Raw genomic sequence first — 26,092 nt, 5'->3', positions numbered from 1 at the left:
AAAATAGCTTGCGATTACATCGTGCGCTACCTATATTCACAATATGAAAATCAAAGACGCCGAACAACCCCTTGCGAAAAACCTGCTGCTGCTCGATCAGCAGCTGTGTTTTGCCCTGTACTCCGCCAATCTGGCGTTGCACAAGGTGTATCGCAAACTGCTGAGCCAGCTTGAGCTCACCTATCCGCAATATTTGGTGATGCTGGTGCTGTGGGAACGGGACGAAGTCAGAGTCACGGACATTGGCGAGCGGCTGTTTCTCGATTCGGCAACGTTAACGCCATTGCTGAAACGGCTCGAGAGCGCAGGGTTGTTGGTGCGTTACCGTGCCACTGCCGACGAGCGGCAGGTGATTATCGCGTTAACTGATGCCGGGCGCGCGCTGCGTGAGAAAGCGCAGGCGGTGCCGGAAGCGGTGATGTGTGCCACCGATTGCAGCCTCGATGAAATCGTGAATATCAAGCAGCAGCTGGAAAAGCTGCGTGGCAAGTTGATCGATCAGATTTGACGACCGGTGCCAGACGCAGGATCGACGATCCTGCGCTACACTGAGAATACGTGGTCAATATAAGTAGTGTGCGATTTAATCGCAAAAGATATACCTGTGACCGGATTCAGACAATGGGATCCGATGTCATGCCTCCAACCCAAAAGAAGGAATGATTTATGTCGATTGAAAAAGTTGTTTACCGCGCTCATGCCACAGCAACCGGTGGCCGCGATGGCCGTGCGACCTCATCCGACGGCGTGTTGGATGTCAAACTGGGCGTGCCGAAGGAAATGGGCGGTGCAGGCGGTGACGTCACCAACCCGGAACAGCTGTTTGCCGCCGGCTATTCGGCTTGCTTCCTGGGTGCGCTGAAGTTTGTCGCGGCGAAAGAAAAAGTGAAAATCCCGGCCGATGCCAAAATTGACGGCACCGTTGGTATTGGTGAAATCCCCAATGGGTTCGGTATCGAAGTACAACTGGATATTACTCTGCCGGGTATCGAGCGCAGTGTGGCGGAAGACCTGGTGAAAAAAGCCCATGTCGTTTGCCCCTATTCCAACGCTACCCGCGGCAATATTGATGTCACGCTGAACATTAAATAATTCTCTTACCGATACCATTAAAAAATGGAGGGTTTAATCTCTCCATTTTTTGTTTTGCCCACGCCGGTTTCGTCTCACAAAAAGCAGCAAAAAATGCCTGCCATTTGAGAATTCGCTTGATTATTACCCCCAAAATAGCGCTTATTGCCGAGCGGCTGAACCTGAGGCCACATTGAATGTCTGATTGATTCAGAACTGTTACAGTCCCCGGAGCCACCGCGTTAAATGAACAAAGTTAAATCGCTATCACAGCAGAATTTATCGTTATTGTTAGCGATCTATATCGGCATATTTTTAAACCTTTCCGTTTTTTATCGTCGCTTTGATTCGTTTTCACACGGCATTCAGGGGATTAAGGTTATTTCCGCGGTAACTGAGGTTATCGCCATCGTTCTATTCACCTTCTTTATTATGCGGCTGGTGTCGCTTGGCGGCCGGCTGTTCTACCGCATCACCGCTTCGTTGTTGGTTCTGATCTCCGTTGCGGCCAGTTATTACATGACGTTTTTTAACGTGGTGATTGGTTACGGCATTGTCGTTTCGGTGATGACCACGGATATCGATTTGTCTAAAGAAGTGGTAGGGATGCACTTTGTGTTGTGGATGGTGGTGCTCAGTGCATTGCCGCTACTGTGTATTTGGAAAAACAATCTGCGTTACACGCTGATTGAACAGCTAAAAACGCCTGGGCACCGAGTGAAGCCCTTGGTGGTGCTGGTGGCCGTGGTGGCACTCGTGTGGCTACCGCTGCGTATGCTGGACGACGAACAAAGTGCTCAGGAAAAAATCACCAATGTAGACCTGCCAAGCTACGGCGGCGTGGTGGCGCATTCCTATTTGCCATCCAACTGGCTGTCGGCGCTGGGGCTGTTTGCCTATACCCGTTACGACGAGAGCCAGGATCAGGCGACGCTGTTCGACCCGGCCAAAAATTTTACCTATGTGCCGCCAGCCGATATTGATGACACCTATGTCGTGTTTATCATTGGCGAAACCACGCGTTGGGATCACATGGGTATTCTTGGTTACGATCGTGATACCACCCCACGGTTGTCCAAAGAGAAAAATCTGGTGGCGTTCCGCGGTGAGTCCTGTGATACCGCCACCAAGCTTTCTCTGCGCTGTATGTTCGTGCGGGAAGGTGGGGCGGCCGATAATCCGCAACGTACCCTGAAAGAACAAAACGTGTTTGCGGTACTGAAGGAGCTGGGTTTCACTTCAGAGCTGTTCGCCATGCAGAGCGAGGTTTGGTTCTACAACAATACCGAAGTTAACAACTATTCGTTCCGCGAGATGATTGCCTCCGAGAAACGTAACGACGGTAAATCGGTTGACGATATGTTGCTGGTGGATGAAATGAAGGAGTCGCTGGCCCGCTATCCAAAGGGCAAACACATGGTGATCCTGCACACCAAAGGCTCACATTATCTCTATTCCCAACGTTATCCACGTAGCTATGCGCGCTATCAGCCTGAGTGTATCGGCGTCGATGACTTCTGTTCCAAGGATCAATTGATCAACGCCTTCGATAACTCGGTGCTGTATACCGACAGCTTTATCGCTAACGTGATTGATCAGGTGCGGGAGAAGAAGGCGATTGTGTTCTATTCGTCTGATCACGGTGAATCGATTGGCGAGAACTCGCACCTGCATGGCACGCCGCGTGAAATGGCCCCACCGGAGCAGTTCCGCGTGCCAATGATGGTGTGGGCGTCTGACAAGTTCCTGGAAGACCCGCAGCATCGCAGTGCATTTGAGCAATTGCAGGCTCAACAGCGTGTTGGCAAGACACATCGCCATGTCGAGCTGTTCGATACCATTCTCGGCTGCCTCGGTTACACCTCGCCAAACGGCGGCATCGTGGCGAAAAACAACTGGTGTAATATTCCTCAGGACAAAACGCCGGCAACACCGCTGTAACCTCTACAATACCGGGCGCGCATAGCGCCCGGTAAAATCTGTTAATACCTTTCCTTCATCAATTAATCCGGCTCAGGCTTGCGGTATATACCCGTCATCTTTCACGTTGCAGCGTTCAAATCTATTCCCGACAGATTTGTCGTTCACCCCAGTTACTGTAGGAGGCGAATAAATTCGCCCCGATTAATGCGGGCGCAGCATGCGGCGCCCCTACAATACCTGGGGATGAACGAGCTGTGCGCCTAGCTGCAACTTGAAAGCTATAGGGTATACTTGGGCACTTTCCCCCTCGAACTGGAGATTTCCATGACCTTGCGCGTGGCGTTTATTGACGATCATGACATTGTGCGATCGGGCTTTGTGCAACTGTTGTCGCTGGAGGCGGACATTCAAGTGGTCGGGGAATTCAGCAGCGCGACGCAGGCACGTGCCGGTTTGCCGGGTTTGGAGGCGGAGATCTGCATTTGTGACATTTCGATGCCGGACGGCAGCGGGCTGGATTTACTGGCGGATATTCCCTCCGGTATTCGCGTGGTGATGCTGTCGATGCATGATAACCCGGCGCTGGTGGAAATGGCCCTGGAACGCGGTGCCTGTGGTTTTTTGTCCAAGCGCTGTAAGCCAGAAGACCTGATCACCGCGGTGCGCACCGTCGCCAGTGGGGGCGTATACCTGATGCCTGAAATTGCCCAGCAGTTGGCGCGAGTCAAGGTCGATCCCCTGACGCGTCGCGAACGTGAAATCGCGCTGTTGCTGGCGCAGGGACAAGAGGTGCGGGAAATTGCTGCGGCGTTGGGATTATCGCCGAAAACGGTACACGTACACCGCGCCAATCTGTTTGCCAAGTTGGGCATTAACAATAATGTCGAACTGGCGAAGCGGATGCTAAACCTGTGATGCAGCGCCTGATTACCCAACTGGCGCTGTTTTTTATCTATGCCACCAGTGCATTTTGCCTGTGGGGTATCGGCACGGCGCTAATCGATCCGCCGTGGCAGGCGCTGTTGTTATTCCCGTTTGGCCTGCGCATGGGCATTCTGCTGCAAAGCCCTTACCGCTTCTGGCCGGGTATTTTGCTGGCTGACTTACTGCTGATGGTGTTGTTGGCAGATCAATTCGGTTACGGGCCGGCGCTGTGGGCTTCGGTCGTGGTACTGGTGTTGACGGTACTGCTCAGCCTGGTGGCTTCCCCTTGGTTGCTGCGGCATCAACAAAGTGACAGCGAATGGCAATGGCCGCTGATGCAGGGGGCGGTGGTAGCGGCTGCCGCATTGCTGCAGGCGTTGGTGTGGCAGGTGGTTAACGGTGAAGGTGCCCGTGCGCTGTTGCTTGGGTTGGCGGGCGGTTTCACTATTGCCCCGACCTGTCTGTTGCTGTGGCATTATCTGGCGCGGCAGATCTGGGTGCCGCTCGAGCCGGGCCTGATCCATAAACCTGTGACCTTGCGGCTGCGCCATCTGGCCAGCTATTTGCTGTTGTTCGCACTCAGTATCTGGCTGCAACAGCAGGTGAACGCCGCCGAACTGCGCCGATTCGCGCCGTTTTGTCTGGCCATCCCGATCGTTTTTATGTCCTATCGCTATGGCTGGCAGGGGGCGCTGCTGGCGACGCTGCTCAACGGTGTGGTGCTGGTGGCCAACGAGCCGCCTCAACCGGAATCGCATCGCGATCTGTTGCTGTCGCTATTGGCCCAGAGTCTCACCGGTTTGCTGCTCGGCGCGGGGATTCAGCGCCAACGAGAGCTAAATCAACAACTCCGTTTGCGCTTGGCAGAGAACCGTCAACTGGCACGCGCGTTGGTGACAGCGGAAGAGCAGACTCGGCGTGAGGTTGCGCGGGAGCTACACGACGAAGTCGGGCAAACTATCACCGTGATCCGTACCCAAGCCAGTATTATCAAGCGTCTGGCGCCGCAGCCGCAGGTCATTGGCTGTGCCGAGGCGATAGATACGTTGGCGCTGCGGGTGTATGACGGCGTCCACGACGTACTGACGCAATTGTGGCCCGCTGCGCTGAATAATCTGCCGCTGTCGGCGGCGGTCGCGGCAATGCTGCGTGAGTCGTTGCCGCAAGATACGTCGTTGGTGAGTACGATGCAGTGGCAGGTACCGGATGCGTTGCTGGATGAAACGCTGAAAATTACCCTGTATCGGGTCTGCCAAGAGGGAGTGACTAACGTCTGCCGCCATGCCGCCGCCAGCCGCATTGAGCTGGATGCACATCTTCGCCATCGTAAAGGGCAACCACCGCAAATCTTGCTGACCATTCGCGATAACGGCATCGGTATCGATTTGACCAATCATGAGCCGGGCTATGGTCTGCGCGGTATGCAAGAGCGTATCAGCGCACTGGGTGGCAGCCTGCGACTGACGTCGGGGAGCGGCACCTGTTTGAATGTGATCTTACCCACAGTTTCAGCGGCAGAAGGGCAAAACTAGGAAATACTCTTAGCCGCGTCGGGAATCCGGCGTACGTCATTTACGCGCGCGCGCAGCATGATAGCGGCACTTTTCCTATTCTCTGAGGTTTCACATGTGGTCTTTCCTTAAAAGCCGCCAGGATGTGCCGCCGGTTACCGATCAAAAACAGATCGATGCCAGCTATAAATACTGGCGTATCCAACTGATGTGGACGATGTACATCGGTTATGCCGCGTTTTACTTTACGCGCAAAAGCTTCAACTTCATCATGCCGGCGATGCTGAGCGATCTTGGCCTGACGATGTCCGATGTCGGCATCCTTGGCACGCTGTTTTACATCACCTACGGCTGTTCGAAATTTATCTCAGGCATGATCAGCGATCGTTCCAACCCGCGTTATTTTATGGGGTTGGGCCTGATCATGACCGGCATACTCAATATTTTCTTCGGACTTAGCTCTTCGTTGCTGATGCTGGGTACGCTGTGGATCCTCAACGCCTTCTTCCAGGGCTGGGGCTGGCCGCCATGCTCCAAAATTCTTACCAGCTGGTACTCCCGCTCCGAGCGCGGCGGCTGGTGGGCGATTTGGAACACCTCGCACAACTTTGGTGGCGCACTGATCCCCCTGCTGGTCGGCTTTATCTCGCTGCACTTCAGCTGGCGCTACGGCATGATTATTCCGGGCATCATCGGTGTGGTGTTGGGGCTGTTGATGTGCTGGCGTCTGCGCGACAAGCCGTCCACCATGGGGTTGCCTAGCGTCGGTAAGTGGCGTAACGACGCCATGGAGCTGGTGCAAGAATCGGAAGGCCAGGGGCTGAGCAACCGGGAAATCGTCAAGCGTTACGTGTTGACCAACAAATACATCTGGCTGCTGGCGGTCTCTTACGTCCTGGTGTACATCGTGCGTACCGCCATCAACGACTGGGGTAACCTGTACCTGACGCAGGAAAAAGGCTATTCGCTGATGACCGCCAACTCGGCCATCTCTCTGTTTGAAGTGGGCGGCTTTATTGGCTCGCTGGTGGCGGGCTGGGGGTCTGACAAACTGTTCCGCGGTAACCGTGGGCCAATGAACCTGATTTTCGCTATCGGTATCTTCCTGTCAGTCGCCGCGTTGTGGCTCATGCCGGGTGTGACCTTCCTGCTGCAGGCTGCCTGCTTCTTTGCCATCGGCTTCTTCATCTTTGGCCCGCAGATGCTGATCGGTATGGCGGCGGCGGAATGTTCGCACAAGGACGCTGCTGGCGCGGCAACCGGCTTTGTTGGCCTGTTTGCCTATCTGGGTGCGGCGTTGTCCGGTTATCCGATTGCCCGGATCATGGAAATTTGGCACTGGAACGGTTTCTTCGTGGTGATCTCAATCGCCGCCTGTTTGTCAGCGCTGTTCCTGCTGCCGTTCTTGCGCGCCCAATCACCGGCGTTGAAAACCGCGCAGGCGTAACGTCAAAGCGCGGTACAGGGCTCTGTACTGCGCTTTATGCCGCTTTTATCACCACTTGATTGGCCGGGGCAAGAAAGTGATTGACGCGTATTATCGTCAGCAGTAAGATGCGCCCCGCATCGGCGAGTAGCGCAGCTTGGTAGCGCAACTGGTTTGGGACCAGTGGGTCGGAGGTTCGAATCCTCTCTCGCCGACCACATTCGAAAAACCTGCTTTTTAAAGCAGGTTTTTTTTCGCCTGTTATTTGTTCTTCAGGCCGCTTTGCCTGTGACGAAGTCAAAATGGATTTCGTCATAAGAAAAGATTATCTTCGTGCCTTTCTTATCTAAGACACCTGCATTAAGCAAAGCCTGAACATCCGTATGCACGGCTTTGAAATCCCGATTGAGTCGTCTGGATAGCTCTCGAATTGACATGGCTTCCACGCCGGTCATTGTTTCTAGCAGCGTCATTCGATTCGTGTTCAGTAATACATAGGTCAGCGTTTTGACATCAGGGAATATTAGCCTGTTGCCTACATCAGTACCGGATAAGGCTTTGGAAAAATCCGTTTTAAGCCCATCAATCGCCTGTTGGACAGGCATTACACTTACCATCAGAGTGCGCATTTTGGCCTCCTGAGCTGGTTTACTTCCACAACAAAATCATCAACCAGCCTGTTAATATCAATAAACTCTATCGGGATCTCGGCTGCACCTTGGTGCTTATGATCACCTTTACCCGCTTCATTGTCATAGCGTAATACGCATTTACCCTCTACCACATAGGCCAAACGGTATTTGTACTTGTGATTGCTGCCTCTCACTGAGGGAGTGACATCCCAGACAACCAGGCTGAGCAAACTGTTTGCATCCAACCAAATGCGTCTGTTCATTACGAGTGTCGCAGGCATTGAACATTCCTTGTTGATGTTTACGTTACCATCAAGTTAAATTTGATGTCAATGATGACATCATTGCTATGAAAAATAGTTGTCCTTTCCCTGTAATTAATTCACATTCCTTATTCCTATTGGCAGCAGTTATTCATTATTAAATAAATTCATCGCTGATTAATAAAACCCGGTTGATAGCCATCTTGTTTTAACGATTATTTTATCTATAGTCTGAATGCACAACGCGAGAATGATAATTCCCGCCGCGTGAAAAGGTGCGTTTTTATTTACTTTAATCGGCCAGGATTATTGCGGGATTGTTTTGCTCCGATAATGGGCGGCCGTCATTAAATAGTTTACGTTTATCCTCTCGGAATAAAGGAATCAGTTATGCGCAAATTTAATAAACCTCTGTTGGCACTGTTGATCGGCAGCACGCTCTGCTCTGCTGCCCAGGCCGCCGCACCGGGCAAACCGACGTTGGCCTGGGGCAATACCAAGTTCGCCATTGTCGAGGTCGATCAGGCTGCGACGGCTTATAATAATCTGGTGAAGGTAAAAAATGCCGCCGATGTTTCTGTTTCATGGAATTTATGGAATGGCGATACCGGTACTACGGCAAAAGTCTTATTAAATGGCAAAGAAGTTTGGAGCGGTGCCTCAACCGGCGCTTCAGGTACGGCAAACTTTAAGGTGAATAAAGGTGGCCGTTATCAAATGCAGGTATCCTTATGCAATGCCGATGGTTGTACCGCCAGTGACGCAACCGAAATTGTTGTGGCCGATACCGACGGCAGTCATTTGGCTCCCTTAAAAGAACCGCTGTTGGAAAAAAATAAGCCTTATAAGCAAGACTCCGGGAAAGTGGTCGGTTCTTATTTTGTTGAATGGGGCGTTTACGGCCGTAATTTCACCGTCGATAAATTGCCGGCGCAAAACCTGACGCATTTGCTGTATGGGTTTATCCCGATCTGTGGCGGTGATGGCATCAACGACAGTCTGAAAGAGATCGAAGGCAGTTTCCAGGCGTTGCAGCGTTCCTGCCAGGGCCGTGAAGACTTTAAAGTGTCGATCCACGATCCGTTCGCGGCGCTGCAGAAAGGTCAAAAGGGCGTTACCGCCTGGGATGACCCCTACAAAGGGAACTTTGGTCAGTTGATGGCGCTGAAGCAGGCGCGTCCAGACCTGAAAATCCTGCCATCGATCGGCGGCTGGACACTGTCTGACCCATTCTTCTTCATGGGCGACAAGGTGAAGCGCGATCGTTTCGTCGGCTCGGTGAAGGAGTTCCTGCAAACCTGGAAGTTCTTTGACGGTGTGGATATCGACTGGGAATTCCCGGGCGGACAGGGTGCTAACCCGAAACTGGGCAATGCGCAGGATGGGGCGACCTATGTGCAATTGATGAAAGAGCTGCGGGCCATGCTGGACCAGCTTTCGGCAGAAACCGGTCGCAAGTATGAACTGACCTCTGCCATCAGCGCCGGCAAGGACAAGATCGACAAGGTAGATTACAACACCGCACAGAACTCGATGGACCACATCTTCCTGATGAGCTACGACTTCTATGGCGCGTTCGATCTGAAAAACCTGGGCCACCAGACGGCACTGAAAGCACCATCCTGGAAACCGGATACGGCATATACCACGGTGAATGGCGTTAATGCGTTGCTGACGCAGGGTGTGAAGCCGGGCAAAATCGTCGTGGGTACGGCCATGTATGGCCGTGGCTGGACCGGCGTGAATGGCTACCAGAACAACATTCCGTTCACTGGCACCGCGACCGGTCCGGTAAAAGGGACCTGGGAAAATGGCATCGTGGATTATCGCCAAATCGCCAATCAGTTCATGAGCGGTGAATGGCAGTACAGCTACGACGCCACCGCCGAAGCGCCTTACGTGTTCAAACCTTCAACGGGCGATTTGATCACGTTCGACGATGCACGCTCGGTGCAGGCAAAGGGCAAGTATGTGTTGGATAAGCAGTTGGGTGGGTTGTTCTCTTGGGAGATTGACGCTGACAACGGCGACATTCTGAACAACATGAATAGCAGCCTGGGCAACAGTGCCGGCACGCCATAAATCGGTTGTACGACGTTGCCGGGGGATATTTCTTTGCCCCCGGCTTTTTGGTAGAGGAAAGTTTTTTTACGGCGCAGTGATTGTGGCGTCTCTTCGATTAAAAAGTGCGGGAATGCCTCACCCTTTCGGGTAAGGAATCAGCATTTCATCCTGTCTTTAACGCCGATCACAAAAATAACCGTTCAGATATTCATCATTCAGCAACAAACTTTTTCCGTTTTTTATCGGAGTTAAACACCAGTAACTTTCAGGCATGTAGCCTATCGAACTAAAAATAACCGCATAGCATAATTTTTAATGCTGTAACTGTTAAAGAAAGGTTTTTTTTATGTTTGTTTGCTGTTTCTCACAGTCTGTGTAAATCCCTACTGGTTATATTGACGACACCCCAAACAGTTGGCAATTTGGTAGCCTCAGGGGTAAGAGCGAGAGTTGTTTGAGTGAATTCCACGCGCTCAGACGCCCCCACCGGGATACGTTCCACCCGGCTCTCTCGAGCAATTATCCCTTCCAGCCTTCGGGCACTGACTGCACAGGCCGCGCAATAAAAAATACAGGCTCTGGCGGTAATTACCCAATAGCTTTCGAGCTGCAGCAAGGCGGCAATCGAATGAATCCCCGGGAGCTTAGTTGACTGGGGTGAGAGAGCGCAGACAACGCCGCAGCAGTTTGAAAGATGCAGGGTATACACACATCACATCACATAATGGAGCACTCGCGATGACAAGTTCCTTGGGAAAAACAGGGATTCTGAAATTCGGTATCGGGCTGATTGCGCTGACCGTTGCGGCCAGCGTGCAAGCCAAGACGTTGGTTTACTGTTCTGAAGGTTCCCCGGAAGGGTTTAACCCGCAGTTGTTCACCTCGGGTACCACCTATGACGCCAGCTCGGTGCCAATTTACAACCGTCTGGTCGAATTCAAAATCGGTACCACCGAACTGCAGCCGGGCCTGGCTGAAAAATGGGACGTTAGCGAAGACGGCAAAGTCTACACCTTCCACCTGCGTAAAGGCGTGAAGTGGCAGAGCAGCAAAGACTTCAAGCCGACCCGTGACTTCAACGCCGACGACGTGGTGTTCTCCTTCGAACGCCAGTTGGACGCGAATAATGCCTATCACAAAGTCTCCGGCGGCAGCTATGAGTACTTTGAAGGCATGGACATGCCGAAGCTGATCGCCAAAATTGAAAAAGTGGATGATTCCACCGTGCGCTTCGTGCTGAACCGTCCGGAAGCGCCGTTCCTGGCTGACCTGGGCATGGACTTCGCTTCCATTCTGTCTGCCGAATACGCCGATGTGATGATGAAGGCCGGCACGCCAGAGAAAGTCGACCTGAACCCTATCGGCACCGGTCCGTTCCAACTGCTGCAATACCAGAAAGACTCCAAAATTCTGTATAAGGCCTTCGACGGTTTCTGGGGCACCAAGCCGAAAATCGATCGTTTAGTGTTCTCCATCACGCCTGACGCTTCAGTGCGTTACGCCAAGCTGCAGAAAAACGAATGCCAGGTCATGCCGTTCCCGAATCCGGCGGATATCGCACGCATGAAGCAGGACAAAACCATCAACCTGATGGAACAACCGGGGCTGAACGTGGGCTACCTGTCGTTCAACGTTGAGAAAAAACCGCTGGATAACCTGAAAGTGCGTCAGGCGCTGACCCTGGCCGTCAACAAGCAGGCGATCATCGATGCGGTGTATCAGGGTGCAGGCCAGGCGGCTAAAAACCTGATCCCACCGACCATGTGGGGCTATAACGACGCGGTGAAAGATTACACCTACGATCCGGTCAAGGCCAAAGAGCTGTTGAAAGAAGCGGGCATGGCAGACGGTTTCTCCATCGATCTGTGGGCGATGCCGGTACAACGTCCGTACAACCCGAACGCACGTCGCATGGCAGAAATGATCCAGAACGACTGGGCGAAAATCGGCGTGAAAGCCAAAATCGTGACCTATGAGTGGGGTGAATACCTCAAGCGCGCTAAAGCGGGCGAACATCAGACGGTGATGATGGGCTGGACCGGCGACAATGGGGATCCGGACAACTTCTTCGCCACGCTGTTTAGCTGTGCCGCAGCGAAGGACGGCTCCAACTATTCTCGCTGGTGCTACAAGCCGTTTGAAGATCTGATCCAACCGGCGCGCGCCGAATCGAACCACGAAAAACGTGTAGAACTTTACAAGCAAGCTCAGGTAGTGATGCACGATCAGGCTCCGGCACTGATTGTCGCCCACTCCACCGTGTACGAGCCAGTGCGTAAGGAAGTGAAGGGCTACGTCGTGGATCCGCTTGGTAAGCATCACTTTGAGAATGTCTCTCTAGATTAATTCTGACCGTTCAGTCGGCGACACACGAATGGACTTGGCAGGGGCGCAACAGGTTGCGCTCCTGCTGAGCAGTCTCCGGCGTACGGCATCAGGGTTTTTCAAAGTGTGTGAGCTTTAATAAGCCTGGCGGACGATGAGCTGCCGGGCATTGATACAGAGAGTTCGGGATATGTTGCAGTTCATACTCCGACGTTTGGGGTTAGTTATCCCAACGTTTATCGGCATCACTTTGCTGACTTTTGCATTCGTCCATATGATCCCGGGTGACCCGGTGACCATCATGGCCGGGGAACGCGGGATCTCCGCAGAACGCCATGCACAGCTGATGGCGGAAATGGGGCTGGATAAACCGCTCTATCAACAGTATTTCACTTACGTATCCAACGTATTGCATGGTGACCTGGGTACGTCCCTCAAAAGCCGTATTTCCGTATGGGAAGAGTTTGTCCCGCGTTTTAAAGCGACGTTGGAACTCGGCGTCTGCGCGATGCTTTTCGCCGTGCTGGTCGGGATCCCGGTGGGGGTACTGGCGGCGGTCAGGCGAGGCTCGATATTCGATCATACCGCAGTGGGCATTTCACTGACCGGCTATTCGATGCCGATTTTCTGGTGGGGCATGATGCTGATCATGCTGGTGTCGGTGCAGTTAAACCTGACGCCGGTCTCGGGACGGGTCAGCGACACGGTGTTCCTGGACGATACCTTGCCGTTAACCGGTTTTATGCTGATCGACACCCTGATCTGGGGCCAGCCTGGCGACTTCATTGATGCTGTGATGCACATGATTCTGCCGGCTATCGTATTGGGTACCATTCCTCTGGCCGTTATCGTGCGTATGACCCGCTCCTCAATGCTGGAAGTGCTCGGCGAAGACTACATCCGTACCGCGCGTGCGAAAGGTGTGAGCCGCATGCGAGTGATTGTGGTGCATGCGCTCCGTAATGCCTTGTTGCCGGTAGTGACGGTGATCGGTCTGCAGGTCGGTACGATGCTCGCCGGTGCGATTCTGACGGAGACCATCTTCTCCTGGCCGGGGCTGGGGCGTTGGCTGATGGATGCGCTGCAACGTCGCGACTATCCGGTCGTTCAGGGCGGCGTATTGCTGGTCGCCTGTATGATTATTCTGGTTAACCTGCTGGTAGATGTGCTCTACGGCGTGGTCAACCCGCGTATTCGCCACAAGAAATAAGGGGCGCTCTGATGTCTCAAATCACTGAGTCTGTAGTTAAAGGTGCGCCGAAGCCAATGAGCCCGTTTCAGGAGTTCTGGCACTATTTCAAGCGCAATAAAGGGGCCGTCGTTGGCCTGGTTTACATCATTTTGATGTTCGTGATTGCCATTGGCGCCGGGGTATTGGCACCGCATGCACCGGCGGATCAGTTCCGTGATGCGTTGCTTAAGCCCCCGGTCTGGCAGGAAGGCGGCAGCTGGCAATATCTTCTTGGTACCGATGATGTGGGCCGCGATGTGCTGTCACGCCTGATGTACGGCGCACGACTGTCGCTGCTGGTCGGCTGTCTGGTGGTGGTGCTTTCGCTGATCATGGGCGTGGTGTTGGGCCTGCTGGCCGGTTATTTCGGCGGCGTGGTGGATGCTATCATCATGCGTATCGTCGACATCATGTTGGCGTTGCCGAGCCTGCTGCTGGCGTTGGTGCTGGTAGCGATTTTCGGCCCGTCGATCGTCAATGCTTCGCTGGCGTTAACCTTCGTCGCCTTGCCGCATTACGTACGACTGACACGGGCGGCGGTGCTGGTGGAAGTGAACCGCGACTACGTCACCGCTTCGCGGGTGGCGGGGGCCGGTGCGCTGCGCCAAATGTTTATCAATATCTTGCCAAACTGCCTGGCACCGCTGATCGTTCAGGCTTCTCTTGGTTTCTCAAACGCCATTCTGGATATGGCCGCTCTCGGCTTTCTGGGTATGGGTGCGCAACCGCCAACGCCGGAGTGGGGCACCATGCTCTCCGACGTGCTGCAGTTTGCCCAAAGCGCCTGGTGGGTGGTGACCTTCCCCGGTGTGGCGATTCTGCTGACGGTGCTTGCATTTAACCTGATGGGGGACGGTTTGCGTGACGCTCTCGACCCCAAACTCAAGCAGTAACAGAGGACGAGAGAGATGGCGTTATTAAATGTAGACAAGCTTTCGGTGCACTTCGGTGACGAAGGCACTCCCTTCCGCGCGGTAGACCGTATCAGTTATAGCGTGGAGCAGGGTCAGGTGGTAGGTATTGTCGGTGAATCCGGCTCCGGCAAGTCGGTCAGTTCGCTGGCGATTATGGGGCTGATCGATTTCCCCGGTAAGGTCATGGCCGAAAAGCTGGAGTTTAACGGCCAAGATCTGCGCAAAATTTCCGAAAAAGAGCGCCGCCAACTGGTGGGCTCGGAAGTGGCGATGATTTTCCAGGATCCGATGACCAGCCTTAACCCGTGTTACACCGTCGGCTTCCAGATTATGGAAGCGCTGAAGGTGCATCAGGGCGGCAATCGTCGTACCCGTCGCCAACGGGCTATTGATCTGCTCACGCAGGTGGGCATCCCCGATCCGGCCTCGCGCTTGGACGTGTACCCGCATCAGCTTTCTGGTGGTATGAGCCAACGTGTGATGATCGCCATGGCGATTGCCTGTCGGCCGAAATTGCTGATTGCCGATGAGCCAACCACGGCACTCGACGTGACCATTCAGGCGCAAATTATCGAACTGCTGCTGGAGTTGCAGCAGCGTGAAAATATGGCGCTGTTGCTGATCACCCATGATTTGGCGCTGGTGTCCGAGGCCGCGCATCACATTATCGTGATGTATGCCGGTCAGGTGGTGGAGTCCGGTAAGGCGGCAGAAATCTTCCGTGCGCCGCGTCATCCTTACACTCAAGCGCTGTTGCGTGCGTTGCCGGAATTCGCTGCCGACAAGGCGCGTCTGGCTTCGTTGCCGGGTGTGGTGCCGGGTAAATATGACCGTCCAAGCGGCTGTTTGCTCAACCCACGTTGCCCCTATGCCACTGAGCGTTGCCGCACTGAGGAGCCGGAATTGCGTAGCATTCCCGGCCGCCAGGTTAAATGTCACACACCGCTGGATGATGCGGGGAGGCCGACCGTATGAGCCAGAACCAACCCTTATTGCAGGCGATTGACCTGAAGAAACACTACCCGGTCAAGAAGGGGATATTTGCCCCGGAACGGCTGGTTAAAGCGCTGGACGGTGTCTCTTTCACGCTTGAGCGTGGAAAAACGCTGGCAGTGGTGGGTGAGTCCGGGTGCGGCAAATCGACCCTGGGACGCCTGCTGACGATGATTGAAGTGCCGACGGGTGGTGAGCTGTACTACCAGGGGCAGGATTTGCTGAAGCCGGATGTGACCGCCGAGAAACTGCGCCGACAGAAGATCCAGATCGTGTTCCAGAATCCTTATGGATCGCTCAACCCGCGCAAAAAGGTTGGGCAGATCCTCGAGGAGCCGTTGCAGATCAATACCGGGCTGAGCAGTGCGGAGCGTCGTGAGAAAGCGCTGGAAATGATGGCCAAGGTTGGACTGAAAACCGAGCATTACGATCGCTATCCACACATGTTTTCTGGCGGTCAACGGCAGCGTATTGCAATCGCGCGCGGGTTGATGCTTAACCCTGACGTGGTAATTGCCGATGAACCTGTTTCCGCTCTGGATGTGTCGGTGCGTGCGCAGGTGCTGAACCTGATGATGGACCTGCAACAGGATCTGGGGCTGTCCTATGTGTTCATCTCACATGATTTATCGGTGGTGGAACACATTGCCGACGAAGTCATGGTGATGTATCTCGGCCGTTGCGTGGAGAAAGGCAGTAAAGACGCCATTTTCAACAACCCACGACATCCGTATACCCAGGCGCTGCTCTCTGCGACACCGCGTCTGAACCCGGATATGCGTCGCGAGCGCATCAAGTTGACCGGCGAACTGCCTAGCCCGATGAACCCGCCGCCAGGTTGCGCTTTCAATGCCCGGTGCCGTCGTGCGTTTGGGCCCTGCACCCAGTTACAACCTCAGTTGAAGCAATACGGCGAACAGATGGTGGCCTGCTTTGCGGTCGATCAGGATGAAAATCCTGCGGCATAGTATTGTTATTACTGAGCATTCATTTAAATGCCGGCATTTATGCCGGCATTTTTTATTTAGGGAGTCAGTCGATGAATTAGATTATTGATTGGATATTTTATCTTTATTAATTTCGCTTATTTCCCTTAACGATTTCCTTACGAATAATTGCCACTATTAGGAATCTTCGCAGGGTCATAATTAACGAGAGAGTGCGATTTCTTTTCGTGTTTTTTGTTTGTCAGGGATGAAAGAAAATGCCCGATGTTAATGTGAGGCTACTCATTGTTCCTCCCTGAATTAATACCCCTATAAAAAAAGCACGCCCGAAGGCGTGCCTGAGTGTCTTGCATTGAGTCACTGTGGATAAGGCACCCAATCGCCGCCGTTCAACCGGATATACGGCTTGCCTTGGTATTGCATCACAATAGCGTTGTCATTCTCCGAAATAACCGCAGTCTGCGGCAAGTTTTGCGTCAGCGCCTGCCAGTCCACACTCGGTGCCGTGAATGCTTTGCCATCGACCAAACGAGAGACCAGCTCTGACAGAGCCAAATAGCTGCTTGGTGTTTTGATCTCTAGAGGGCTCCCCTGATGTGGGGCTTTCATCCCAACCAGCTTGATACCCACGGGCGTGTGGGTAATGTTCGGGCTTGGGATATCACGCAAGCCGGACATCTGCATCTTGTCTCCGACCAGCGCTGCGCCGTGTTCCGGCACAATCACCACCATCACTTTGCGACCGGATTTCTCCAGCTGTTCAAGGAAAGTGTTTAGCTGATCAAACAGCTTTTGCGCGCGTGGCTGATAGTCTGCACTCTTGTTAGCGCCAACGAAGCGGTTGCCATCATGCAATGGAATGATGTTGAAGAAGGTGGCGGTGCGAGCGTCACCGGCTTTTTGCTGCTGATCCAACCAGCGATTGAGCAGCTCCAGATCGTTGTATATCGGTTCACCGTCGAATGAGGCGAGCTCATTGCTGATACCGGCCTGTGACATCAAGGGTGCCTGCATATCACCCTGCTCACGCAGTTCTTTCAGGAAGTTACCAAACACGCCGGAGTGATCCAGCATCAGCTGTTCTTTAAAGCCCAGTTTGGCAAGATTATCAAATAGATAACATTGCTGATTGACCGGCTGATACAGGTCGTGGTGCGAGAGCTGTCCGCAACTGGCGCGCAGCAGGCGTATCGCGGCCGGGCCGCTGTAGGCGGTCGCGGAGTTGAAGTTGTCGAACATGATGTCCATCTTCGACCACAGCGGATGGTTTTGCAGATTCACCGCATCCATATCGGCCCAGGCCAGCGAACAGATATTGATGACCAACAGGTCAAACGGTTGGGCATCGGCAGGCAAGGTCGCCGGGAACGCGGTGGCGCGGGCTTTTTCCTTGTCGTAGAACTGGTTCAGGTAGGCCGTCAGATTCGCGCTGGTTGGCGGCGCACTGTCTGCCGGTGCGTTATTTCCCCCGGCCGCCGGGGTTGTCGTCGCCGGTGTGCTGTTGGTGGACGCGGTGGTGACGCTGGTTGGCAGCAGCGATACTGCCGGCCCGGCGATGTTAACCAGGTTGAGCCACACCAGTGCAGCGACAGTGAATACGGTGACGCGCACCCATTGGGCCAGGAACAGATAGGCAATCAGCATCACAAAGGCGGCGCCGACCATCTGCCAGTTGATAAAGCGGTTTGTCAGTTCTAGCAGATATTGGGCACTGAAGCCGGTCAACTGCGAACCCTGACTCATAATGCTGTTGATGCCGGGGAGCCAGGTATCGTGGTAGAACAGCGCGATGCCTATCGGGATGGCAATGTAATGACGCCAGCGGTGCAGGCGAAGCGCCGGTATCGGCATCAGCAGGAATGCCATGAACACCAGATTCGGCAGCGCATGGAAGTTCAGGTAACCGAACCACAGCAGGCCAAACTTGGCCAGAAAGTAGTAGTTCCAGCCGCCCAGCCCACGCCAGTAGCGCCACAGGGAATTATCGGAAAGCGGGTTGTTTGTTGGCTTCATGGCTGTTTCTTACGCTTAATCTGAGATGAAGAACCTTCGCGCACCCATAACCCGACGGATTTTAAATAGCGCGGTGATAACAACAGGTTTTGCCAGTATTGACGCCAGTGAGGGAAGCGCCGGTGAAAGGCATAACCCAGCGGAATAAAAACGATCGCACACAGAATAATCAACTGAATAATATCGTTAAGATTCAACATGTTTATTCTCCTGTGTACCGCTAGCCAACGTGAAGGGCACCGGTTGACGACGCTCCTGTGGGCTGTCTGCGACAGCGGTAGCGTGGCGCGGCGTTGCAGGTGCGGCCATGGTGGCTAACGGTATAGTGGCGTTGTGCGCCATCCGTTTGATTTCTGAAAGAATATCTACATCCTGATGCCACACGACCCGATTACTGAACGCCTCGTCCACCGGCAGCCGGAAGATAAACTTCATCGCAGTATCCAGATCGTTAATCCGACAGGTGGAGAGAAACAGCACCAGCCGGCCCTGTACCACCGTCATGACGTCACCGAAACGGCGCAGATGACAGAGTGTCATCGCCTGTTCGGCGCGTAGCCCTGGTGCCGGACGGAGTGCAACCATCACGCCTTTGCCGTCTTCTGGCAGTAACGTGTTACCCATCAGCGAAACCACCGCTTGGCTAAAGTCATTTGGCCGCATATAGCCTTTCAGTTGCAATGGGCGCAGACCGGCCAACAGGGCATCAATATCTGCCGGAACGTGGCGAGAAAAGCGTTGACCCTGGATACCTTCAAGCATGGTTAAAAAGCGCGACAGCGGCGCCACGTGCGGCACAATCAGGTTTGCACCACAGGCCAGCAGCAGGCGCTCGTCGCTGTAACGCAGGCTGGCACTCATCTCGCGCACCACAATTTTCAAGCCGTTGCCTCGTTGACGGCGCAGGCTGTGAATTTGATGCGCGAGCGCATCGATTTCATCACTCTGGTAGAGCGCAAAGATCAGTGTGGCCGAGAGGGTCAGCATGCCGTGTTGTGCCAGCAGGGCGTTGCTTTCCAGCAGTTGCCAGTTGGCGGAGAGAGGGGGCGCACCTTCAAGGATACTCTGCTGAGCAAGATAACGGCCCTCATCGCTGCGGATAGAGGTTGGTGAAGGTTTGTTGCTGTCATCATCGCCCTGCCAGCCGTGTTCACCGGCATAGAGAGTCAGCAGTTGGTTGGCATTGATGCCGTTTTCGGTACTCCACCAATTCACCAGATACTGTGCGCTATCTTGTTGCCACTGCAGGTTGGACAGGCCGTTGAGAATACGGTGTTGTGCGCTGAGCTGCCCTTTGAGCTTGTTGACGCCCCCGCCGTGGCTGAGGATGAGCAGCGTGCAGCCCTGCTGCCGCAGCCAAATGGCGGTGGCGCGCGTCCAGCTGCGCAACTCTTCGCTGGTGAAGGTTTGCCACAAGCTGGCATGGGCCAACAGGATTAATAAGCGATTTTGCGGTTTTAAGGCGCGCATCAGGTCGTCGCTGAAATGCGTCAGCGCGGCTTTTTTTTCTGGTAATTGGTACAGCGGAATTTTTTTCAGGGCGGGGGAGGCCAGCTCAGCCAAAAGCCCGTCGGGTTTGTCTCCGCTGCAAATCAATGCCACCTGGCTGGTTGCAGCCTGGGCGGCTAAGATTTGTTGGCAGAGCAAACTGGCGTCGGTTTGACGATCGACATTCACCCAATAAAACCCCGGGGCCTGCATAACAGACAGTTCTTCCCAAATCTGCCGAATACCTAACGAGAAAGATTGCGCCATAGGATATGTTTCTACTTTCGTTGAAAGTGTCGTCAGTGGCTAACTGAGTGTCGCTATTCAGTTATAGTGTCGTTGGGATCATAATAACAAATCTAACAAACTGTGTAATAATATCTGTTAGGAATCATCTTATTGGCCATGTCTTTTTTTTACGTTGCTATAGTTAATTAACATTAGCCTATTTTTTAAAGGCGGAAGAATGAATAATCAATTAACGCGCTTTCATGCAGTGGCACCGCCGGAAACTCAGGATGATCTGCTGGCTCTCAGCCGCGCCTTTTCTTTACCAAAATTAAGTTATGTTGATATTTCGCGTCAGGAGCGTTTAACGCAAATGATGACGCGCTGGCCCTTGCTTGCTGAATTAGTGCAAACAACGGGGAGCCGCTAGTTTATGCCAGTGATTGCACTGCAGGGTTTGCGAGGCGGCATGGGGACGACGTCGGTCACCGCAGCGCTCGCTTGGGCATTACAACAGTTGGGCGAGTCGGTATTGGCGATAGATTTTGCGCCGGACAACCTGCTGCGCCTGCAGTTTAATATGCCGTTTGAGCTGCCGCGCGGTTGGGCACGTGCCGAGCAGGATGGTGGGGATTGGCGGCAGGGCGCGATGCGCTACTGCGAAAACCTCGATTTTTTACCCTTTGGCCAACTCACCCTAACGGAACGGTTGAATGTACAACAATCGTGTCGGCAACGTCCCACCCGCTGGCAGGACAATCTGGCACAGCTAACTGCCGGTGCTCAGTACAACTGGATCTTGTTGGATCTGCCAGCCGATGATGAGGCGCTGGCACGGCAGGCGCTGCCGCTGGCAGATTGTGTCTTTATGCTGATTGCCCCAGACGCCAACTGTCAGGTGCGTCTGCATCAGCAGGCATTGCCGGACGGCTGCCATTTCCTGATTAATCACTACGTTGCCGGCAGTCAGCTGCAGCAGGATTTGCACCAACTGTGGTTGCAAACCTTGGGCGGCCTGTTGCCGGTGGTGCTTCACCGCGATGAGGCGATGGCTGAAGCCATGGCCGTGAAGCAGCCATTGGGCGAGTATCGCCCGGAAAGCCTGGCTGCCGATGAGGTACTGACGCTGGCTAACTGGTGTTTGATCAACCTGAAGGATAAGGCGCCATGAGCCGGGTGATGAGCCTGCTATTGGTACCGCCTGTTCACCATGCGGTACAGGCGCGTTATCGTGCCTACCGCCGTCATGGGGCATCGGCGTTTACCGCTTTTTTCACCACGTTACTGGTGGCGTTGAGCTGGATTTTTCTGCGTTTGGAATCCCCCGGTTGGCAGCGCTTACGGGCAGGACGGACCTATTGGTTCCCGCATCTGTCGCCTAACCGCCCACGCCCGGCGGATGCGTTGCGTTATCTGGTACAAGGCCTGTGGTTGCTGGTATTCCGCACTGAGCGCGCGCCGAGAGAACACACTCGCTTCGCCGGTTGGCAGCGCTTGCAGCTACGCTATGCCAATTGGTTGAAAACTATCCCACAACGGTTAGAAAGCGCCGGGCTGGAGCAGCGCTCGGTGGCACGTTTGGGTCAGATGAACCGGCGCCTGCGCCGCGTACTCTTTATCATTGTCGGCGTCTTGGCGGCGGCCCTCGCTATTTTGTGCATTTCGCAGCCATTCGACCTGCCGGCGCAGTTTGTGTTTGTGCTGCTGCTGTGGGCGATTGCCATGGTGGTGCGCCGGGTGCCGGGGCGTTTGCCTGGGCTGATGCTGATTGTGCTGTCGCTGACTGTCTCTTGCCGCTATTTATGGTGGCGCTATACCGCCACGCTGAACTGGGACGACCCGCTCAGCCTGACCTGCGGTTTGCTGCTGCTGGTGGCGGAAACCTATGCCTGGGTGGTGCTGGTATTGGGCTATTTTCAGACGGTCTGGCCGCTCAACCGTCAGCCGGTGCCTATGCCCGCAGATAGCGCAACCTGGCCAACAATCGATCTGCTGGTGCCCACCTATAACGAAGATCTCGGGGTGGTGAAACCCACCATTTACGCTGCCCTGGGCATCGATTGGCCGAAAGAGAAAGTCACTATCTACATCCTCGATGACGGCAACCGGCCAGAGTTTAAGGCGTTTGCCGAAGAGGTGGGTGTTAAGTATATCGCCAGACCCACCCATGAACACGCCAAGGCCGGTAATATCAATAACGCGTTAAAGCAGGCAACCGGCGAGTTTGTGGCGATTTTTGACTGTGACCACGTGCCGACACGCTCGTTCCTGCAATTGACAATGGGGTGGTTCTTCAAAGACAAGAAACTGGCGATGCTGCAGACTCCGCATCATTTCTTCTCGCCGGATCCGTTTGAACGTAACCTCGGGCGTTTTCGCCAAACACCTAATGAAGGCACGCTGTTCTATGGCCTGGTCCAAGACGGCAACGATATGTGGGACGCGACGTTCTTCTGCGGCTCTTGTGCCATTTTGCGCCGGAGTGCGCTGGATGAAATCGGCGGTATTGCGGTGGAAACCGTCACTGAAGACGCCCACACGTCACTGCGTTTGCATCGTCGCGGACACACTTCGGCCTATATCCGCATTCCGCAGGCGGCGGGGTTGGCGACAGAAAGTCTGTCGGCACACATTGGCCAGCGTATTCGTTGGGCGCGTGGAATGGTGCAAATCTTCCGGCTGGATAACCCCCTGCTCGGCAAAGGGCTGAAGCTGGCGCAGCGCCTGTGCTATGCCAACGCCATGTTGCACTTCTTGTCCGGCATTCCTCGACTGATTTTCCTTACCGCGCCTTTGGCCTTCCTGTTACTGCACGCCTATATCATCTTTGCCCCGGCGCTGGCGATCGCGTTGTATGTGTTGCCGCATATGATTCACGCCAGCCTGACCAACTCACGCATTCAAGGGAAATACCGCCACTCCTTCTGGAGTGAGATCTACGAAACGGTATTGGCTTGGTACATCGCCCGACCGACCACGGTGGCGTTGTTCAATCCGCACAAGGGGAAATTCAACGTTACAGCGAAAGGCGGATTGGTGGAGGAAGAACATGTCGACTGGGTGATCACCCGGCCCTACATGTTCCTGGTGATATTAAATCTGGCCGGGTTGGCTTTCGGTATTTGGCGCTTGGGTTACGGCCCGGCGGACGAGGTCATGACGGTGATCATCAGCCTGGTATGGGTGCTGTACAACATGACGATACTCGGGGGTGCGGTGGCGGTGGCGGTCGAGGCCAAGCAGGTACGCCAAGCACATAGGGTGGAGATTGCCATGCCGGCCGCGATCGCGCGGGCCGATGGGCACCTGTTCCCCTGCACGTTGCGCGATTATTCCGACGGTGGTGTAGGGATTGAGATGCGCGTCGCGGATGTGCTGAAAGACGGTGACAAGGTGTCGCTGTTACTCAAGCGTGGCCAGCAAGAATACAGTTTCCCATGTGTTGTGACCCGCGCCTTCGGCAGCAAGGTCGGGGTCCGCATGGTTAACCTAAGCACCCGCGAACATATTGATTTTATTCAGTGTACCTTTGCCCGTGCCGATACCTGGGCGCTGTGGCAGGACGGGTTCCCTGAAGATAAACCGATCGAAAGCCTGCGCGACGTTCTGGCGTTGGGCTTCCGGGGTTACGTACGTATGGCGGATTACGCACCGCCGATGGTGCGCCGCCTGCTGGTCGGGTTCACGACGTTGATTGCGTGGATAGTGTCATTTATCCCGCACGGTGTCGGTAGGGCTCCGATCTTCAGCCAAAAAGAGACAGTGGTATAGGCAAATCGCCCGTTCACTTGCCTGGTGATCAGGCTCTAACATTGATGATGATACGATGACGAGAAAAATAACCTGGTTTACCGCCCTGGCCTTAGGCATCAGCACCTTGTCTCAGGCTGAAACTGCCACCGCACCGACCGTTGCGGCACAACCGCCGGTGACGGTGCCCGTCGACGCGTCGGTGACGACACCGATGGGCGCGGGTGCACCGCAGGATCCGAATGCGCCGGTACGTGACGTACAATTGCCGTTTGCCACTATTGCCCCACCGCCCGGTACCTTTACCCTGCGTGGTACTCGGCCTGATGGTCAGGTTGAATTTGGTGTGCGCAGCGATGAAGTGGTGTCGCAGGCGATGCTCGATTTGGAGTTCACCCCGTCGCCTTCGTTGATTCCGGTGGAATCGCACGTCAAGGTGTACCTCAATGATGAACTGATGGGCGTGACGACCATTGCCAAAGAGCAACTCGGCAAGCCGAATCGCATCCAGATGGCGATCGATCCCCGCTATATCACCGATTTTAACCGTGTAAGGTTAGTTTTCGTCGGACATTATCAGAATATTTGTGAAAACCCGGCCAGTACAACGCTGTGGCTTGAAATCAGTAAATCCAGCTCACTGAACTTGCGTTACCAGACCTTGCCGGTGAAAAACGAGTTATCGCATTTCCCTGAACCCTTCTTCGATAGCCGCGACAACCGGCCGTTGACGTTGCCGGTGGTGTTTGCGGGTCAGCCTGATGTTACCCAACAACGTGCTGCGGGCATTCTGGCGTCGTGGTTTGGCAGCAAAGCGCAGTGGCGTGGCCAGTCGTTCCCGGTACTCTATAACCAGCTGCCGAAACAGCATGCCATCGTTTTTGCCACCAATAAGCAACGCCCGGACTTCTTGCGCGATTATCCGCCGGTCAATGGCCCTACGGTGGAAATGATCAGCCATCCAGACAACCCGTACATCAAACTGCTGCTGGTGCAGGGGCGTGATGACAACGATTTGATCACTGCGGTGAAAGGTATTGCACAGGGCAACATTCTGTTCCGTGGGCAGAACGTCACGGTCGATAAAGTCGAACAATTGGCACCCCGTCAACCTTACGATGCACCTAACTGGGTACGTACCGATCGCCCTATGACTTTTGCCGAGCTGCAGCAGTATGCGGAACAACTGCAGACCAGTGGCATCGAACCGGGCCCGATCTCGCTCACCATGAACTTGCCGCCGGACCTGTTCCTGATTCGCAGCACCGGCATTGATATGCATTTGAAGTATCGCTACACCGCACCCCGTATTCAGGACGGTTCGCGTCTGAGTGTCAGCCTAAATAACCAGTTTGTGCAGGCGTACTCTTTGGTCCCTGAACACGAGCAGGGTACCCAGTTGCTGCGTTTGCCACTGACCCAAGGGCTGATCGACTCGGACAAAAACGTCAATATTCCGGCGCTGCGGCTGGGCGCGACTAACCAACTGCGTTTCGACTTCGACTACACCACGCTGCTGGCCAGCGGGGCGGAAGGGCGTTGTGAAACTTACTCCTTTACCGCTAACCATGCGGTAATCGATGGTGCATCAACGATCGATTTCTCCGGTTACCGCCACTTTATGGCGATGCCGGATCTACGAGCCTTCGCGAATGCCGGTTTCCCTTTCAGCCGTTTAGCTGATTTGTCGCAGACGCTGGTCTTGGTGAACAAGCAGCCGCAACCGCCACAGGTCAGCGCGTTGCTGAACGCACTGGGGGTTATTGGTGCACAGACCGGTTATCCGACCCTGGCGGTGACGGTGAGTGACGATTGGTCCCAGGCGAAGGATCGGGATGCCGATATTCTGATGATCGGCACCATTCCACCAGAGCTGCGGGACGACAAAAAAATCAGCCTGCTCGTGGATGCCACCCAAAGCTGGGTGAAGCAGCCCACACGCCAGTTGCCGTTACCGACGATGGACGTACTGGCGGAGGACACCAAGCCAGACAGCAAAACCGCCATCAGTTCGGAAGGGGCGATGTCGGCGATTATCGGGGTGCAATCACCGTTTAACGATCAACGCAGCATAGTCGCGTTACTGGCTGACAGCCCGCGTGGCTACGATCTGCTGAACAACGCCTTGTTGGACAGCGGCAAGCGTGCGGCCGTGTTTGGGTCTGTGGCGGTGATTCGTGAATCTGGCGTAAACAGCTTACGCGTGGGCGACATTTATTATGTCGGCCACTTGCCGTGGTGGGAGCGCATCTGGCATGCCTTGTCGACCCATCCGGTGTGGCTTGCAGTGATCGCGGTCGTGGTGGTGGTCATTCTGGCGCTGATGCTGTGGCGTGGCTTGAGGATCTTTAGCCGCCGTCGCCTGTCGCCTGAAGATCGGGATTAACCG

General features: G+C 54.4%; 21 protein-coding genes and 1 tRNA gene. 17 read left to right on the top strand and 5 right to left on the bottom strand.

The genetic code is table 11. The features are described from left to right. Positions 1-43: 43 nt before the first annotated feature. From ACI2J2_RS18910 to ACI2J2_RS18880, 7 genes are all read left to right on the top strand, one after another. Positions 44-508, top strand: a complete 465-nt coding sequence (locus ACI2J2_RS18910) for a MarR family winged helix-turn-helix transcriptional regulator (RefSeq protein ID WP_265556438.1) — start codon at positions 44-46, stop codon at positions 506-508. A 158-nt stretch (positions 509-666) separates the two neighbouring features. Continuing rightward, positions 667-1,092 (top strand): organic hydroperoxide resistance protein, encoded by a 426-nt coding sequence (locus ACI2J2_RS18905; RefSeq protein ID WP_209637900.1) that lies wholly within the window; start codon positions 667-669, stop codon positions 1,090-1,092. 225 nt (positions 1,093-1,317) lie between these two features. Continuing rightward, on the top strand, positions 1,318-3,012 hold the full coding sequence (gene eptB, locus ACI2J2_RS18900) for a kdo(2)-lipid A phosphoethanolamine 7''-transferase (RefSeq protein ID WP_404760608.1): 1,695 nt from the start codon (positions 1,318-1,320) through the stop codon (positions 3,010-3,012). A gap of 306 nt (positions 3,013-3,318) precedes the next feature. Then, positions 3,319-3,909: a transcriptional regulator UhpA gene (gene uhpA, locus ACI2J2_RS18895; protein WP_265556435.1), complete on the top strand. Its 591-nt coding sequence runs from the start codon at positions 3,319-3,321 to the stop codon at positions 3,907-3,909. Continuing rightward, positions 3,909-5,450, top strand: coding sequence for a signal transduction histidine-protein kinase/phosphatase UhpB (uhpB, locus tag ACI2J2_RS18890; RefSeq protein WP_404760660.1), 1,542 nt, complete (start codon positions 3,909-3,911; stop codon positions 5,448-5,450). Before uhpA ends, uhpB begins: the two co-directional genes overlap by 1 nt. 94 nt (positions 5,451-5,544) lie before the next feature. Further along, positions 5,545-6,876, top strand: a complete 1,332-nt coding sequence (locus ACI2J2_RS18885) for an MFS transporter (protein ID WP_209637893.1) — start codon at positions 5,545-5,547, stop codon at positions 6,874-6,876. 120 nt (positions 6,877-6,996) lie between these two features. Next, a tRNA-Pro gene (locus tag ACI2J2_RS18880) sits at positions 6,997-7,073 on the top strand. A 54-nt stretch (positions 7,074-7,127) separates the two neighbouring features. Here ACI2J2_RS18880 and ACI2J2_RS18875 read toward each other — a convergent pair. Next, complete coding sequence (locus tag ACI2J2_RS18875) at positions 7,128-7,484, bottom strand: transcriptional regulator (RefSeq protein WP_265556433.1); 357 nt, start codon at positions 7,482-7,484, stop codon at positions 7,128-7,130. Continuing rightward, positions 7,472-7,768, bottom strand: a complete 297-nt coding sequence (locus ACI2J2_RS18870; RefSeq protein WP_265556432.1) for a DUF6516 family protein — start codon at positions 7,766-7,768, stop codon at positions 7,472-7,474. The genes ACI2J2_RS18875 and ACI2J2_RS18870 overlap by 13 nt, the downstream gene beginning before the upstream one ends. 372 nt (positions 7,769-8,140) lie before the next feature. Here ACI2J2_RS18870 and ACI2J2_RS18865 point away from each other — a divergent pair, with 372 nt between their 5' ends. The 6 genes from ACI2J2_RS18865 (at position 8,141) to dppF (ending at position 16,245) form a co-directional block, all read left to right on the top strand. After that, the gene (locus ACI2J2_RS18865; protein WP_265556431.1) at positions 8,141-9,832 is read left to right on the top strand and encodes a glycosyl hydrolase family 18 protein; all 1,692 of its coding nucleotides are present in this window, start codon (positions 8,141-8,143) and stop codon (positions 9,830-9,832) included. A 720-nt stretch (positions 9,833-10,552) separates the two neighbouring features. Then, positions 10,553-12,160 carry a dipeptide ABC transporter periplasmic-binding protein DppA gene (gene dppA / locus ACI2J2_RS18860; protein WP_209637885.1) on the top strand — a complete coding sequence of 536 codons (1,608 nt, stop codon included), beginning with the start codon at positions 10,553-10,555 and terminating at the stop codon, positions 12,158-12,160. A 169-nt stretch (positions 12,161-12,329) separates the two neighbouring features. Beyond that, on the top strand, positions 12,330-13,349 hold the full coding sequence (dppB, locus tag ACI2J2_RS18855; RefSeq protein WP_209637883.1) for a dipeptide ABC transporter permease DppB: 1,020 nt from the start codon (positions 12,330-12,332) through the stop codon (positions 13,347-13,349). An 11-nt stretch (positions 13,350-13,360) separates the two neighbouring features. Next, on the top strand, positions 13,361-14,263 hold the full coding sequence (dppC, locus tag ACI2J2_RS18850; protein ID WP_209637881.1) for a dipeptide ABC transporter permease DppC: 903 nt from the start codon (positions 13,361-13,363) through the stop codon (positions 14,261-14,263). 15 nt (positions 14,264-14,278) lie between these two features. Continuing rightward, entirely contained in the window at positions 14,279-15,259 is a 981-nt protein-coding gene (dppD, locus tag ACI2J2_RS18845; protein ID WP_209637879.1) for a dipeptide ABC transporter ATP-binding protein, read from the top strand. After that, positions 15,256-16,245 carry a dipeptide ABC transporter ATP-binding subunit DppF gene (gene dppF, locus ACI2J2_RS18840; RefSeq protein ID WP_209637877.1) on the top strand — a complete coding sequence of 330 codons (990 nt, stop codon included), beginning with the start codon at positions 15,256-15,258 and terminating at the stop codon, positions 16,243-16,245. The genes dppD and dppF overlap by 4 nt, the downstream gene beginning before the upstream one ends. A 336-nt stretch (positions 16,246-16,581) precedes the next feature. Here the strand turns inward: dppF and bcsG are convergent, their stop codons facing one another. From bcsG to bcsE, 3 genes are read right to left on the bottom strand one after another with little or no spacing between them, the layout of a single operon-like run. After that, entirely contained in the window at positions 16,582-18,237 is a 1,656-nt protein-coding gene (bcsG, locus tag ACI2J2_RS18835; protein ID WP_404760607.1) for a cellulose biosynthesis protein BcsG, read from the bottom strand. After that, on the bottom strand, positions 18,234-18,437 hold the full coding sequence (bcsF, locus tag ACI2J2_RS18830; RefSeq protein WP_209637873.1) for a cellulose biosynthesis protein BcsF: 204 nt from the start codon (positions 18,435-18,437) through the stop codon (positions 18,234-18,236). Before bcsF ends, bcsG begins: the two co-directional genes overlap by 4 nt. Next, the gene (bcsE, locus tag ACI2J2_RS18825) at positions 18,424-19,992 is read right to left on the bottom strand and encodes a cellulose biosynthesis protein BcsE (RefSeq protein WP_404760606.1); all 1,569 of its coding nucleotides are present in this window, start codon (positions 19,990-19,992) and stop codon (positions 18,424-18,426) included. The genes bcsF and bcsE overlap by 14 nt, the downstream gene beginning before the upstream one ends. 199 nt (positions 19,993-20,191) lie before the next feature. On the opposite strand from bcsE, the gene bcsR reads away from it, so the two are divergent. From bcsR to bcsB, 4 genes are read left to right on the top strand one after another with little or no spacing between them, the layout of a single operon-like run. Then, positions 20,192-20,383, top strand: coding sequence for a cellulose biosynthesis protein BcsR (gene bcsR / locus ACI2J2_RS18820; protein ID WP_209637870.1), 192 nt, complete (start codon positions 20,192-20,194; stop codon positions 20,381-20,383). Between the two features lie 3 nt (positions 20,384-20,386). Continuing rightward, positions 20,387-21,124, top strand: coding sequence for a cellulose biosynthesis protein BcsQ (gene bcsQ / locus ACI2J2_RS18815; RefSeq protein ID WP_404760605.1), 738 nt, complete (start codon positions 20,387-20,389; stop codon positions 21,122-21,124). Next, a complete protein-coding gene (gene bcsA, locus ACI2J2_RS18810) occupies positions 21,121-23,724 on the top strand; it encodes a UDP-forming cellulose synthase catalytic subunit (protein ID WP_404760604.1) in 2,604 nt (867 codons plus the stop codon). Before bcsQ ends, bcsA begins: the two co-directional genes overlap by 4 nt. Before the next feature lie 55 nt (positions 23,725-23,779). Then, entirely contained in the window at positions 23,780-26,089 is a 2,310-nt protein-coding gene (gene bcsB / locus ACI2J2_RS18805; protein WP_404760603.1) for a cellulose biosynthesis cyclic di-GMP-binding regulatory protein BcsB, read from the top strand. Positions 26,090-26,092: the final 3 nt, after the last annotated feature.

This window comes from Serratia sp. NPDC087055 (assembly GCF_044900985.1).
Classification (GTDB): Bacteria; Pseudomonadota; Gammaproteobacteria; order Enterobacterales; family Enterobacteriaceae; genus Serratia.
The sequence above is the reverse complement of the archived record's forward strand: the minus strand, read 5'-3'. Positions and strand labels throughout refer to the sequence as shown.